Raw genomic sequence first — 14,263 nt, forward strand, 5'->3', positions numbered from 1 at the left:
GCACTTACCTCGATGGGTTGGGCCATGGCACAAAATTGAGGATGGAATTCAAAGCCGCCGTCAGTCTTAGCAAGGTTGAAGCCGAGGCGATCAGCTTTCCGGTGGTGGAGTACACCGTCAATACACTGCCGGCAGAATTCCCTGTTCCCAAGTTGACCCAGGCCACGGGGACGGGTACCTCAGTTACCCTGGCGCCGTTGAACGCACAAAACGGTGGCACGGTGTCGGTGGAGTACACACCGATGTACACCACAGACAGCATCAAGGTGACGATGGTGGGGACAGCCGGTGCGGGTTCTCCGGTGATCCCGGCCAAAAATGGGGTAACGGCGGGCAAGGTCACGTTCGACATTACCAAGGCCGCGATTGTCGCCAACGTCGGTAATGCCAACAAGACGCTCACGCTTAAGTACGACGTAACCCGTAACGGCAAGGTTGTATCGTCCAAAGTGTTGACGGTGACGGTAACGCCGATACCCCAGGCGGAGTTGGCCAAAACGGTGCTCAAGATCAATCAGGCTAACGCGGCCACTCAAGTACTGGACTTGACTACGTTTACCGGCAATGCCACAGGGCAAATTGGTGTCTGGCCGTTTATCACTGCGCCTTACCCCGTCTGGTTGAAGCTGCTGGGGAAAACGGACAAGGGCGTTGATCATTCGCTGACGGTATACAACGGGGCGGGCAGCGCAGCTGTGAACCCGACCTGGATCGCTAACGGAAAAATCGAACCAGGGATCGCTCGTAGTTATTTGAATGGATTGGGTGATGGCACCAAGCTGCAGATGGAGCTCAAGGCCGCGGTCAGCACAAGCAAGGATGAAACCCAGGCCATCAGCTTTCCGATAGTGGAGTACACCGTCAATACACTGCCGGCAGAATTCCCTGTTCCCAAGTTGACCCAGGCCACGGGGACGGGTACCTCAGTTACCCTGGCGCCGTTGAACGCACAAAACGGTGGCACGGTGTCGGTGGAGTACACACCGATGTACACCACAGACAGCATCAAGGTGACGATGGTGGGGACAGCCGGTACGGGGTCGCCGGTGATCCCGGCCAAGAATGGGGTAACGGCGGGCAAAGTCACGTTCGATATTACCAAGGCCGCGATTGCCGCCAACGTCGGTAATGCCGACAAGGCGTTCACCCTTGATTACGATGTAACCCGTAACGGCAAGGTTGTATCGTCCCAGGTGTTGACGGTGACGGTGACGCCGATACCCCAGGCGGAGTTGGCCAAAACGGTGCTCAAGATCAACCAGGCTAACGCGGCGACTCAAGTACTGGACTTGACTACGTTTACCGGCGATGCCACAGGGCAAATTGGTGTCTGGCCGTTTATCACTGCACCTTACCCCGTCTGGTTGAAGCTGCTGGGGAAAACGGACAAGGGTGTTGATCATTCGCTGACGGTGTACAACGGGGCGGGCAGCGCAGCTGTCAACCCGACCTGGATCGCTAACGGAAAAATCGAACCAGGGATCGCTCGTACTTATCTGGAGGGGTTGGGACATGGCACCAAGCTGCAGGTGGAGTTAAAAGCGGCGTTCAGTGTGAGCAAGGTTGAGGCCGAGACCATCAGCTTTCCGGTGGTGGAATACACCATTTACAAACCCGCTTTAAGTGCGGGTGGGAATAAAACTCTTGCAGTCCCTGGCTACCATGTTATTCAAGGAGCCCCGCCCGCAAATCCACCTGCGGCGGCTGTCTATACTCAAAGTGCAACAGGTGGCGTTCGTCCTTATCGCTACAGTTCAGCTGATAAAAATGTAGCAACGGTTGATGAGTTGACAGGGCGAGTGGTAGCGGCGGGCAAAGGAACAACGAAAATCACAGTGACAGATAATGTTGGAACTACCGCCTCTTATACCTTGACGATAAGTGGTTTAACGATGTGGTGGAGAGTTCATACAGGCCAGCCGCCAATGCAAAATGCATGGCCCAGAGCTGTCAATGCTATCGCCAGTTCAGGTACACGTTTTCCAACTCAGGCTGAGTGCAGGGTACTTGCTGACTTATACAGAGTGGGTGGACTTCCTATCGTTGGATCGCTGTGGTTGGGTAATCAAACTATGCTTAGGTTTGGTAGGTATACGGCAACTGATCCTTATGAATTACTGATTACTCCTGATAACGGGGGTTGGAATTCTGTTGCTATATGGGGGATTAGTTAAATCAACATAGGGCTAATCTGGGGCATATTTACTTCAAGGAAGGCTGCCCCATGCGCCACTCCCGGCGAGCGTGCGCATGGGCAAAAAACTCAGGCATCTCGACATCGTCCTTTGGGGGCAAGGTTTCCACGCCTCCACAAGGACTGACCGTCAACCGACTATGCAACCCATCCTCCAGAATCTCATCAATCCCCGTATACCTCAGCCGCGCTTCAAATTCCGCCGCCAAGCGCTGCGCCGTGCGTCCATAGCTGCCAGGAAGGTCCGCGAGGATATGGCTCAACTCCCCGATACACGCATGCAGCGAGCGCGGCACGTCGCTGCGCAACAGCAGCAGTTCCGACACCGAGCGGGCATTCAAGGCATTGGGATACAGCTCGGTGTATGCCTCGAATGACGACAATTCGTGGAACACGGACTGATTCAAAAGCGGGTCTGCCCCATACTTGATGCTAGATAACAAGACCCGGCACTGAACTGGAATTGAGCGACGGTCAAATGTGGGAGCTGGCTTGCCTGCGATGGCATCAACTCGGTGTTTCAGTTGCACCGAGTCGTCAGCATCGCAGGCAAGCCAGCTCCCACACTTGGGTGTATCGGCTTCAGGGCTTTGCCATCACGGCGGTAAACAGTGGGGACTCCAGGAACCGGTGTAGCCACGCCTGTAACCGGTCATACGCTGTACCCGCAAACCACTCCCGATCCACATGAGCAAACTGCCGCACAAACGGCGCCAGTGCCGCATCCGCCAGGCTCGGGTGTTCGGCGAGCAAGTACTCACGCTCCGCCAGCAAGCCTTCCAGCTTTTGCAAGAACACCTCACCCTCGGCCCGATAATGCTCCATCGGCTGTTCCGGGTAGCGCTCGGCATACTTGTATCGATTCAAGTGATGCTTGAACACCTGATCATTCTCGGCAATCAACGCCAGCACCGCAGGGTCACCTTGCAGCAGCCAATCATCCGGATCGTGCTGCGCCAGCGCCCATTGCATGATCTCCAGGCTCTCCTCGATCACTCGACCTTCGACACTCAACACCGGCACCGTACCTTTGGAAATACGGGGCAGATTTATTTAAATAGTAAATCTGCCCGATCTGGCGCTCTTTCAACGATCAATACGGGCCGGCGTAATACTGTGCTGGTACCAAGAGATAGGTCACTGCCACCCAGTATCAATCAAACGACTTCCAGATAAGAGCTCTGCACCGCCCCCGCCAACTCCCGCACGCCCTCAATAAACTCCGTCAACCGCCTATGCAACCCATCCTCCAGAATCTCATCAATCCCCGTATACCGCAGCCGCGCTTCAAATTCCGCCGCCAACCGCTGCGCCGTGCGTCCATAGCTGCCGGGCAGGTCCGCAAGGATATGGCTCAACTCCTCGATACACGCATGCAGCGAGCGCGGCACGTCACTGCGCAACAGCAGCAGTTCCGACACCGAGCGGGCATTCAAGGCATTGGGGTACAGCTCGGTATACGCCTCGAATGACGACAACGCGCGGAGCAGGGCGCTCCACTGGTAATAGCCGCGGGCCGACAGGTCGCTGACTTCTTCGGACTCTTCGCCGAACATCTCGTAGCGTGCATCCAGCAGGCGCAGGGTGTTGTCGGCGCGCTCGACAAAGGTGCCGAGGCGGATGAAGCGGTAGGCGTCATTGCGCATGATGGTGCCCGAGGTCGCGCCGCGAAACAGGTGCGAACGTTGTTTGACCCAGTCACAGAAGTGGCTGATGCCATGTCGCGCCAGGCCGCCGGCGGCAATGCTGCGCATTTCCAGCCAGGTGGCGTTGAGGTTTTCCCACATGTCGGCGGTGATGCGTCCGCGTACGGCGTGGGCATTGCCCCGGGCGGCGCGCAGGCAGTTGTAGATGCTGGCCGGGTTTTCTTCGTCGAGGGCGAAGAAGTGCAGCATGCGCTCGGCATCCAGGGTTTGGTGACGTTCAAGGTAACTGTCCAGGGTGCCGCTGCTGAGCAACGACATCGCCAACTCATCCAGACCATCGCTGCGCCCGGCCTGGGGCATCAAGGACAGCGAATAACTGACTTCCAGCATGCGTGCCAGGTTCTCGGCGCGCTCCAGGTAGCGGGACATCCAATACAGATCTGCAGCGGTTCTACTCAACATACTCAGCCCTCCACCACCCAGGTGTCCTTGGTTCCGCCGCCTTGCGACGAGTTGACGACCAGCGAGCCTTCCTTCAGCGCCACGCGGGTCAAGCCGCCGGGCACCAGGCGGGTTTCCTTGCCCGAGAGTACGAATGGGCGCAGGTCGATATGCCGGGGCGCAATGCCGTTTTCGACGAAGGTCGGGCAGGTGGACAGGCTCAGGGTGGGTTGGGCGATGTAGGCATGGGGACGGGCCTTGATGCGCTGGCGGAAGTCTTCGATCTCGGCGGCCGTCGACGCCGGGCCCACCAGCATGCCGTAGCCGCCGGAGCCCTGGGTTTCCTTGACCACCAACTGCTCGAGGTTGGCCAGCACATGGGACAGTTCATCGGGCTTGCGGCATTGGAAGGTCGGCACGTTCTGCAGGATCGGTTCCTCGTCCAGGTAGAAGCGGATCATCGCCGGTACATAGGGATAGATCGACTTGTCGTCAGCCACCCCGGTGCCGATGGCATTGGCCAGCACCACATTGCCGGCGCAGTAAGCCGCCACCAGCCCCGGCACGCCGAGCATTGATTCGGGGTTGAATGCCTGGGGGTCGAGGAAGGCGTCGTCAATGCGCCGGTAGATCACGTCCACGGGCTTGGGGCCGTCGGTGGTGCGCATGAACACCTTGAGATCGTGCACAAACAGATCGGCACCTTCCACCAGCTCCACGCCCATTTCCCGGGCAAGGAACGCGTGTTCGAAGAAGGCGCTGTTGAAGCGCCCAGGCGTCAACACCACCACATTCGGGTTATCGAGGCGGCTGGCGCTCTTGAGGGTCTTGAGCAACAGGTTGGGGTAGTGGTCCACGGGTGCAATGCGCTGCTTGGCGAATACTTCCGGGAACAGCCGCATCATCATCTTGCGGTCTTCGAGCATGTAGCTCACGCCGCTGGGGGTGCGCAGGTTGTCTTCGAGCACGTAGTAAGTGCCGTCACCGTCGCGCACCAGGTCGACACCGGAGATGTGCGAGTAAATGTCGCGGTGCAGGTCCAGGCCGACCATTGCCTTCTGATAGCCCTCGTTGCCCAGCACCTGTTCTGCCGGAATGATCCCGGCCTTGATGATGCGCTGGTCGTGGTAGATGTCGGCGAGAAACATGTTCAGTGCATTGACCCGCTGGATGCAGCCACGCTCGATCAGGCTCCATTCACTGGCGGGGATGCTGCGGGGAATGATGTCGAAGGGAATCAGGCGTTCGGTGTCTTGCTCGTCGCCATACAGGGTGAAGGTGATCCCGGCGCGATGGAACAGCAAGTCCGCTTCACGGCGACGCTGGGCCAGCAGTTCTGGCGGCGTATTGGCCAGCCAGCGAGAGAAGTCCTGATAGTGCGCACGGCATACGCCGTTTGCGTCATTCATTTCATCAAAGAAAGATCGAGCCATTCCAGTACCTTGTCAGTGCCCAGTGTGGCTTTGGGTGGCACTGCCGCTTAAAAAAACGCATGTTTTTATGAGCCCGTGGCTGAAGGTGCCAACAGACCTGGTCCTTACTTTCTTATGGGGGCGGCTCTGGGTCGGGGGGTAACGCATGCTCCTGTTTTCCGGGGGGTGAATGGATAAAGCAATGCCTGTGCCGGAATGCGAACTAGGCATCAATAACCTGTGGCGAGCGAGCTTGCTCGCGCCGGGCTGCGCAGCGGCCCCAATAAAAGCGGGAGCGCTGCGCACTCCAGCGCGAGCAAGCTCGCTCGCCACAGGAGGGGGCTCACCACAATGGGGCGCGGCGTGTTTCAGATTGGTGCGCCAACCCACTTGAACTTCATCGAGCCCCGATTCTTCTAAGAAGTTTCGTCACCTTGTGGAGCACCGTCGTGTCCAGAATCATCTCCCCCCACACTCCGGAAGCGGCCCTGAACGACCACAGCGAACACAACGCAAAGATTTTCGGCTCGCCCAAGGACCGCCTCGACTTTTACCGGCGCGAGATCCAGTACGAAACCAGCATCCTGGCTAACCGCACCGACGCCTACCTGACCGCGCAATCCTTCCTGGTGATTGCCTTTGTCTCCGGCATGGGCAACCTCAACCCGGAATGGGGCAAGCTGTTCACGCTGGTGGTGCCGATCTTCCTGGTTTCGCTGGGTATTCTCAGTTCGCTGAATGCCTGGCCCGGTATCCGTGCGGCGTATGAAATCATCGACCACTGGCACTACAAGCAAAGCGAATTGCTGCGCAGCGAGCCGGTGATGGGCATGGCCTACGATGAGTCGCCACTGTTTTCCGAGGTGGAGTCGAGCCACAAGGGCTATCGCAAGTCGTTGTTGTTTTCCATGCGCGCGCCGTGGTTGTTCATGGTGTTCTGGCTGGTGTTGGGCATCTATGCGTTTTATATCCAAGTGGACAATCCACTGCGCTGACCACGCGGACGGAACTTCAGCCGTGGCCGTGACGCCTTAGCTCTATGCGGTACAGATTTTTCACCGGCCTGCAAAGAGGTGCCTCATGACCCAGCCTAAAGATCCCCAGACCCACAATCGCAACGACCCAGCCATCGACGGCGGCGAGCCGGCCCCTGGCACCGCCGCCGATGCGCCCAAGGATCCAACGCCTGCGAGCGACCCAAAGGCCAAGGAAAACGACTACAGTCCAGACTTCAGGCCCGAGCGCGAGCACAAGCCTGAAACCGATGCCGATATCGATACCCAAGGCGGTTAGAGGAGACGCACATGTCAAAAGAACTGGACGATGAACTCAACGACCCCGGCAACGAAGACCCGGGTTCGCTGATGGACGATGCCGAGGTACCGCTGAACGACCTGGATGAAGCGGCGGACGTTGGCAACACTGAAAATCAGGACTGATCCGGCGGCGGGCCCCAGGGATTGCTGAGCTTGAAGTAGACGTCTTCCTCGGCCCCGCCGTCCAGCGACACCTCCTGGCCCACCACGCGGTTATCGATCAGCGTCTGCGCCTGATCGCGGCTGATATTGACCACTGTGCTGCGCTTGCCAGTGATCACATACACCACATCCACCCCATGCTCGGCCAAAGCTGCCAGGTAGTTGGCATGGGGCAGGTCTTCGCCCAGTTCATATTGACGTTGCTCGCGTGTGGTCACGCCGCCTGCCTGCGCCAGGTATTGCTGCGAATATCCCAAGCGTTGGCGTTCCTCAAGCAATCGTTGGGCGATGTTTTTCATTAGTTGACTCGCACTGTGGGTCCTGACTGTTTGAAACCCCGGCGCGGTGCAGGATTCAATTTTTTTGCGCAGCCTGACGCTCATACCACGCCAGCATGGGCTGGGTACTCAACCCGTGGGCCAGGATGCTCACCGCGATGACCGACAACGTCAGGTTGACCGCCACCGCACTGCTGGTGCCCACCAGCCCGTGGTTGAGCGCATAGAACAGGTAGTAAATGCTGCCGATCCCACGAATGCCGAACCAACTGACCAGGCTGCGTTGCCGCCGGTCCAACAGGCGGCCCCAAGGCATGGCGAATACACTGGCGGGGCGAATTACACAAAACAGCAACGGTGCCACCGCCAACGCGGCCCACTCCCAGTGGCTGACCAGCACGATGCCCAAGACTGTCACCAGGAACACCTCCATGGCCCGCTCCACCAGGCTGCCGAAGGCCAGCATGTCGCCCATCATCACGCCTGCCGCAATCTGGGTGTCCTTCAACTGGCTGACGTCACCATGCAAGGCTTGCTCGGGCTCGATTTCAAGGTGGCCCACCACCGGTTGCGCCAGGTGCTCGGCGGGTGTCTGGGCGTTGCCGGTGGACTTCACCTCGGCCTGGCGCAACCCCAGGCCCGCCGCGAATACCGACAGGAAGCCATAGCCGCCCACGGCTTCGGCGGTCACATAGGCAAGGGCGATCAATGCCAGTGTCAGGTAATCATTGGGCGAGAGGGTGCTGTCGGCATTGATCAGGCGCAGGCGCAACGTCACCCGGCCGATACCTCGGCCCATCCAGTAGCCGATCAATAGCCCGACCGGCACCGCCCATACCAGGTTTTTCAGCACCCAACCGCCGACCCAGTCGCCATCGAAGCCGCCGTGTTGCATGAACAGCAGGCCGAAGATCACAAACGGGAAGGCGCTGCCATCGTTCAGCCCCGCTTCGCCTGACAGACCGAAGCGCAGCGCGTCGTAGTCCTGGGCATTGTTGACCTGAACCAGGCCCGCCAGCACCGGGTCGGTCGGCGCCAGGATCGCGCCCACCAGCAGAGACACCCCCCACGACAGATCAAGCAGGTAATGCAGCAACAGCCCGGTGCCGAGGATGGTCAACAGCATGACCGGGCCGGCCAGGCCGAAGGCGATGCGCCAGGTGCGATGCTTGAGCGGCAGGCGCAATTTCAGGCCGCTGACAAACAGCGAAAACAGCACTGCCACTTCGGTCAGGTGCTCCATCCAGCGCGCCGAGCCCTTGATGTCCAGATGCAGCAGGTCCACACCCAGAGGGCCGATGGCGATACCCAGCAACAGGCACACCGCCGAGGTGGTGACCGGCATCCAGCGCAAGTATGAGGAGGTGAGGGCCAGGGTAAGCAGTACGGCGCCCAATACGGCCAGCCATAGAATGAAAGTCATTGTGCGTGTTCCAGGGCCGTGGTCTATGCAGCTTTGAGAACGGGGACCGGAAGGGGGTTCAATGTGATTGCCTGCCATGGGGGCAAGGCCCTATTTAGCCATTGAACGAAGGTTTGCCATGCACTAAGTTGGCCGCTTGTCGCCCGCGCATCTACGGATCTGCGTCTTTCTTCTTTTACCAGAGGCTCTGGCATGAAGTTTTCTCCCTTCGTTGAGCGCATTGCAGGGCAGGGCGTTGCTGCCTGGGACATCCACCACGCCGCGTTCGACGCCGCCAGCCAGGGCGAAGACGTCATCATCCTCAGCGTCGGCGACCCGGATTTCGCCACGCCGCCCTTTATCACCGACGCCGCCGTCAATGCCTTGCACGCGGGAGATTCTCACTACACCGAGATCGCCGGTCGCCCGGCACTGCGCGAGGCGATCGCAGCCCGTTACAGCCAGACCCTTGCCCGGCCGTTGGCCGCCGACAACGTGATCATCGTGCCCGGTGCGCAGAACGCGCTGTTCATCAGTTCGCTGTGCCTGTTGCAGGCCGGCGACGAAGTGCTGGTGCTCGACCCGATGTATGTCACCTACGAAGCCACGCTCAAGGCCAGCGGCGCCACCCTGGTGCGGGTGCCCTGCAGTGCTGAAGCCGGCTTTCGCCTGAATCCGTCCTTGCTCGCCGCCGCGATCACCCCGCGTACCCGGGCGATATTCTTTTCCAATCCGAACAACCCCACTGGCGTGGTGCTTGACCTGCAGGAGCTGCAAGCCATTGCCGACCTGGTCATCGCCCATGATCTGTGGGTGGTGGTGGATGAGGTCTACGAAAGCCTGGTGTTCGACGGTCAATACCACAGCCTCGCGGCATTACCGGGCATGGCGCAGCGCTGCATTGTGATCGGCAGCTTGTCCAAATCCCACGCCATGACCGGCTGGCGTATCGGCTGGCTCATCGCTCCAGTGCAAATGGTGCAGCACGCCGAAACCCTGCTGTTGAGCATGATGTACGGCTTGCCCGGCTTCGTGATGGAGGCGGCGACCGCCGCGGTGTTGGCCCACGATGAAGTCACTGAAGGTATGCGGGAGACCTACCGACGCCGACGTGACCTGGTAGTGACCGCCTTGAGCACCTGCCCAGGCATCCGGGTGCTGGCGCCGCAAGCCGGCATGTTTGTGCTGGTGGATGTGCGCGGCACGGGGCTGGGGTCGCTGGATTTTGCCTGGCGCCTGTTTCGTGAAGCGGGCGTGTCGGTGCTGGACGCGGCAGCCTTCGGCGAGCCGGCCCAGGGGTTCGTTCGACTGTCCTTTACCCTGGGCGAAGAGCGCCTGGCGCAGGCCTGTCGGCGGATTGTGGGGTTTGTGGAAAAGCTGACCAGTGAGCGCGCCGTGCACTGGGCATGAGTACCTGAACAACCCATTTAGTCAGCCAACGGCGGCAAACGCCGTTTCACCGGGGTTTTCTTGACGATAGCGGTGTTGGTTTCGGCATAGGTATTCAGCCGGTCCAGCAGCGTGTCGAGGTGCTCCATGGTGCGTACATGCAGGCGTGCGATGAAGCAGTCGTCCCCGGTAACCTTGTCGCACTCTGTGAACTCGGGGATCGCCTGGATCTGGCGCTCCACTTCCTGCAATTTGCCGGGCAGGGGGCGGATGCGCACGATGGCCTGCAGCAGGTAGCCGAAGTGCTTGGGGTCGATGTCGACGGTGTAGTGGGTCAGCACGCCGCGTTCTTCCAGGCGGCGCAGGCGTTCGCTGACGCTGGGTGAAGACAGCCCGGTGATGCCTGCCAGGGCTTTGAGGGACAACCGCGAGTCGTCCATCAAAGCGGCGATCAGTTGCTGGTCGATGGTGTCGATCATGGTCTGTGCCTAATAAGAAAAGGTGATTTCGGGATTTTGCCTTTTTTAGTCGCTGTAGCCGTCGCCAACAGATTGCCATACTGGAGCCTCACTTGAGGAGCCTCAATCATGGATTCATCCATCCGTCGCGGGTCGTGGGAAATGGTCGCCGCCATGCTGATCTCGGGCAGCATTGGCTGGTTTGTGCTGGTGTCTGGCGTGTCGGTGATCGAGGTGGTGTTCTGGCGCTGCGTGATCGGTGCGCTGACGCTGGTACTGGTGTGCGCCTGGCTGGGTTACCTGCGCCTGGACCTGCTCAGTTGGGCAAAACTGGGGCTGGCCGTGCTCAGCGGCGTGGCCATTGTCGGCAACTGGTTGCTGCTGTTCGAATCCTATTCCCGTGCCTCCATCGCTATCAGCACCGCGGTGTACAACGTGCAGCCGTTTATCCTGGTGATGCTGGCGGCGGTGTTTCTCGGTGAAAAAATCACCGTGCAGAAATTGGCATGGTTGAGCGTGGCGTTCCTGGGCATGTTGGCGATTGTCACCGCCCATGGCGAGCAAACGGGTGGAGGAGATTACCTGGTAGGCATCGCGCTGGCCCTGGGTGCGGCATTTTTGTATGCGGTCGCGGCGTTGATCATCAAGCGCCTCAAGGAAGTACCGCCGCATTTGATGGCATTGATCCAGGTGACGACTGGCGCGCTATTGCTGGCGCCACTGGTGCCCTGGAATGGCCTGCCAGCATCCACCACGACGTGGGCGGCCTTGGTCACCTTGGGGGTGGTGCACACAGGTTTGATGTATGTACTGCTGTATGGCGCGATCCAGAAACTGCCGACGGCCATTACCGGCGCACTGTCGTTCATCTACCCGATTGCGGCGATCTTTGTGGATTGGATTGCGTTCGGGCATCGCCTGGGGTGGCTGCAATGGCTGGGCGTGGCGGCGATTCTGTTGGCAGCGGCAGGGTTGCAGCGGGGCTGGTGGTGGCCCCGCAACCTCGGTAGGCGCGAGCTTGCTCGCGAAGAAGGTTAACGATGACGCAGCGCATCGGGTTGAAACGCGGCGTTCTCTCGTTCTTCGCGAGCAAGCTCGCTCCTACAGGTGAGGGTTAGTGCGTGCCCTGGTAGATAAGGTTTTCCGGGTTGAAATGCTCCACCGCACTGCCAGGCTGCGGCAGACCGAGGATATGCCCCTTGATCTTGCCCACCACATGCATTTCGCAGGGTTTGCAGTCGAACTTCAGGGTCAGCACTTCGTCACCGTGGATCAATTGCATGGGTGCCACCTTGGTCTTCACTCCGGTCACGCCCTTGGCCTGTTTAGGGCACAGGTTGAACGAGAAACGCAGGCAGTGCTTGGTGATCATCACCGGCACTTCGCCGGTTTCTTCGTGGGCTTCGAAGGCCGCATCGATCAGCTTCACGCCGTGACGGTGGTAGAAGTCCCGGGCCTTCTGGTTGTAGACGTTGGCCAGGAACGACAAGTGCGCCTCGGGATACACCGGCGGCGGCGAAGTCTCAGCCTTGCGCCCACCCCGCGGATGTGCGGCGACGCGTGCGGCGGTCAGTGCTTCGATCACTTCACGGCGTAACGCCTTGAGCTGCGAGTTGGGGATGAAGAACGCTTGCGGCGCATCCAGTTCGATATGGGTGGCGTGGTACTCGGTGGTGCCGAGCTGGCCGAGCAGGTCGCGCAGGGTGTCCAGCGCCTGCTCCGGTTTGTTGGCCACGCCAAACGGGCCGGGCAGGGTGACACTGGCGCTGATGCCTTCTTCGCTGGTCGCGGTGATTTGCAGCTGCTCTTCACGCAGGCGCGCGACCCATGACAAACCGATACGGCGCTCGGCCGAGGTCTTGAGCAGGGCCTGTTGCCAGTTGTGGTCCAGGTTGCGATTGAGCGGGTGATGCGGGCGCAGTTGGTGCAAGCCGGCCGGCATTTCGTTGGGCTCGACGCGGTAGCGGTAGCGCTTCTCACCGTCTTCCTCGAACTCACCCTTGGGCTCGGCGATATTGGCGCGAAAACCCACCACTTCACGCTTGATCAGCACATTGAGGCCGTCGCCGTTGGACAGTGGCTCATGGGTGACCACCTGCAAGTCGCGCTTGCCGGCTTTTTCCACGGTGCCCACGGGCAGGCCGGTAAAGGTCGGGGTGTCAAAGGCACCGATGTCGATCTTGCGGTCGCTGACAAAGTAATCGGTGCTGCCACGGTGGAAGGTTTTTTCCGGGTCGGGCAGGAAGAAGTGCGCGGTACGGCCGCTGGAAGCGCGGGCCAGGTCCGGGCGGTCTTCGAGGATCTCGTCGAGGCGCTGGCGGTAGTAGGCGGTGATGTTCTTCACATAACCCATGTCCTTGTAGCGGCCTTCGATCTTGAACGAACGCACGCCCGCTTCGACCAGGGCGCGCAGGTTGGCGCTCTGGTTGTTGTCTTTCATCGATAGCAGATGCTTTTCAAAGGCCACCACGCGGCCCTGATCATCTTTCAGGGTGTAGGGCAGGCGGCAGGCCTGGGAGCAGTCGCCACGGTTGGCGCTGCGACCATTTTGCGCGTGGGAGATATTGCACTGCCCGGAGAACGCCACGCACAGGGCGCCGTGGATAAAGAACTCGATGGCGGCATCGGTCTCGTCGGCAATGGCGCGGATCTCTTGCAGGTTCAGCTCGCGGGCCAGTACCAACTGCGAGAAACCGGCCTGGTCGAGAAACCTGGCCCGGCCCAGGGTGCGGATGTCGGTCTGGGTGCTGGCGTGCAGCTCGATCGGCGGAATATCCAGCTCCATCACGCCCAGGTCTTGCACGATCAGCGCATCGACACCGGCATCGTAGAGCTGATGGATCAGCTTGCGCGCAGGTTCCAGCTCGTTGTCATGCAAGATGGTGTTGATGGTGGTGAAGACGCGGGCGTGGTAACGGCGGGCGAATTCCACCAGTTGAGCGATATCGCTCACCTCGTTACACGCATTATGGCGGGCGCCGAAGCTCGGCCCGCCGATATAAACGGCGTCGGCGCCGTGCAGGATAGCCTCGCGCGCAATGGCGACATCGCGGGCAGGGCTGAGCAATTCCAGGTGATGCTTGGGCAAGGACATAGTTTTTTTAGTCAGGCTTGTCACGGTCGAGGCGCGCATTGTAGCCGTGAAATGCCTGGGCGGCATCTACCGCAGGGCTGTCGGCCCTGATGCAAGCCCGTTAAGCGAACGCATTACTCAACGCAACGAAGACCCAATGTGGGAGCTGGCTTGCCTGCGATGGCCATAGGTATCTACACAATTTTGGTGCGACGCTGAACCTGTGGCGAGGGAGCTTGCTCCCGTGACGGCCTGACAGCCAGCGCTGTTCTAACTGACGCGCCGCTGTCCAAATGTGGGAGCTGGCTTGCCTGCGAAGACGGCCTGACAGTCAACCCAGTTGGACCGTGTACATATCCATTCCTGCGGTAACTGCCACTTAGGGTTCCGCCTGACGGCGGGTCACTTTGGAAAAGAGCCCCAAAGTAACCAAAGGGCTCTTGCCCCACCACTCGGCACCTCGCCTAGGCTCGGTGTGCCCGTAATCCGCCA

11 protein-coding genes and 3 pseudogenes are annotated in these 14,263 nt (G+C 59.9%); 6 read left to right on the forward strand and 8 right to left on the reverse strand.

The features are described 5' to 3' along the window. Positions 1 to 2,174: Ig-like domain-containing protein (locus HBO10_RS21685; protein WP_222937094.1), on the forward strand; the 2,174-nt coding region annotated here is incomplete at its 5' end. A 148-nt stretch (positions 2,175 to 2,322) separates the two neighbouring features. Here HBO10_RS21685 and HBO10_RS21690 read toward each other — a convergent pair. The 4 genes and pseudogenes from HBO10_RS21690 to HBO10_RS21705 all read right to left on the reverse strand — a co-directional run. Continuing rightward, positions 2,323 to 2,637, reverse strand: a pseudogene (locus HBO10_RS21690) (alpha-E domain-containing protein); the annotation flags it as partial. 139 nt (positions 2,638 to 2,776) lie between these two features. Continuing rightward, positions 2,777 to 3,226, reverse strand: a pseudogene (locus tag HBO10_RS21695) (glutathione S-transferase); the annotation flags it as partial. A gap of 125 nt (positions 3,227 to 3,351) precedes the next feature. Beyond that, on the reverse strand, positions 3,352 to 4,302 hold the full coding sequence (locus tag HBO10_RS21700; RefSeq protein ID WP_034127667.1) for an alpha-E domain-containing protein: 951 nt from the start codon (positions 4,300 to 4,302) through the stop codon (positions 3,352 to 3,354). Positions 4,303 to 4,304: 2 nt separating this feature from the next. Continuing rightward, on the reverse strand, positions 4,305 to 5,714 hold the full coding sequence (locus HBO10_RS21705; protein WP_034127666.1) for a circularly permuted type 2 ATP-grasp protein: 1,410 nt from the start codon (positions 5,712 to 5,714) through the stop codon (positions 4,305 to 4,307). A 428-nt stretch (positions 5,715 to 6,142) separates the two neighbouring features. On the opposite strand from HBO10_RS21705, the gene HBO10_RS21710 reads away from it, so the two are divergent. From HBO10_RS21710 to HBO10_RS31415, 3 genes are all read left to right on the forward strand, one after another. Then, positions 6,143 to 6,688: a hypothetical protein gene (locus HBO10_RS21710; RefSeq protein ID WP_014718415.1), complete on the forward strand. Its 546-nt coding sequence runs from the start codon at positions 6,143 to 6,145 to the stop codon at positions 6,686 to 6,688. A gap of 85 nt (positions 6,689 to 6,773) precedes the next feature. Then, positions 6,774 to 6,986 carry a hypothetical protein gene (locus tag HBO10_RS21715; protein ID WP_096144667.1) on the forward strand — a complete coding sequence of 71 codons (213 nt, stop codon included), beginning with the start codon at positions 6,774 to 6,776 and terminating at the stop codon, positions 6,984 to 6,986. A gap of 11 nt (positions 6,987 to 6,997) precedes the next feature. Beyond that, positions 6,998 to 7,132: a hypothetical protein gene (locus HBO10_RS31415; RefSeq protein ID WP_014718417.1), complete on the forward strand. Its 135-nt coding sequence runs from the start codon at positions 6,998 to 7,000 to the stop codon at positions 7,130 to 7,132. Here the strand turns inward: HBO10_RS31415 and HBO10_RS21720 are convergent. Next, entirely contained in the window at positions 7,123 to 7,470 is a 348-nt protein-coding gene (locus HBO10_RS21720; RefSeq protein WP_034127664.1) for a helix-turn-helix domain-containing protein, read from the reverse strand. The two genes, HBO10_RS31415 and HBO10_RS21720, sit on opposite strands and share 10 nt — an antisense overlap. Before the next feature lie 55 nt (positions 7,471 to 7,525). Then, a complete protein-coding gene (locus HBO10_RS21725) occupies positions 7,526 to 8,872 on the reverse strand; it encodes a cation:proton antiporter (RefSeq protein ID WP_034127663.1) in 1,347 nt (448 codons plus the stop codon). Between the two features lie 192 nt (positions 8,873 to 9,064). Here HBO10_RS21725 and HBO10_RS21730 point away from each other — a divergent pair. Continuing rightward, positions 9,065 to 10,231 (forward strand): annotated as a pseudogene (locus HBO10_RS21730) (aminotransferase class I/II-fold pyridoxal phosphate-dependent enzyme); the annotation flags it as partial. A gap of 47 nt (positions 10,232 to 10,278) precedes the next feature. Here the strand turns inward: HBO10_RS21730 and HBO10_RS21735 are convergent. Further along, complete coding sequence (locus HBO10_RS21735) at positions 10,279 to 10,719, reverse strand: Lrp/AsnC family transcriptional regulator (RefSeq protein ID WP_034119698.1); 441 nt, start codon at positions 10,717 to 10,719, stop codon at positions 10,279 to 10,281. Positions 10,720 to 10,827: 108 nt separating this feature from the next. On the opposite strand from HBO10_RS21735, the gene HBO10_RS21740 reads away from it, so the two are divergent. Next, positions 10,828 to 11,736: a DMT family transporter gene (locus tag HBO10_RS21740; RefSeq protein WP_034127661.1), complete on the forward strand. Its 909-nt coding sequence runs from the start codon at positions 10,828 to 10,830 to the stop codon at positions 11,734 to 11,736. 76 nt (positions 11,737 to 11,812) lie between these two features. On the opposite strand, the gene HBO10_RS21745 is transcribed toward HBO10_RS21740, so the two are convergent. Beyond that, positions 11,813 to 13,792, reverse strand: a complete 1,980-nt coding sequence (locus tag HBO10_RS21745) for a U32 family peptidase (protein WP_106118201.1) — start codon at positions 13,790 to 13,792, stop codon at positions 11,813 to 11,815. Between the last annotated feature and the right edge of the window lie 471 nt (positions 13,793 to 14,263).

It is taken from the genome of Pseudomonas sp. WS 5503 (assembly GCF_012985385.1).
GTDB lineage: Bacteria > Pseudomonadota > Gammaproteobacteria > Pseudomonadales > Pseudomonadaceae > Aquipseudomonas > Aquipseudomonas paracarnis.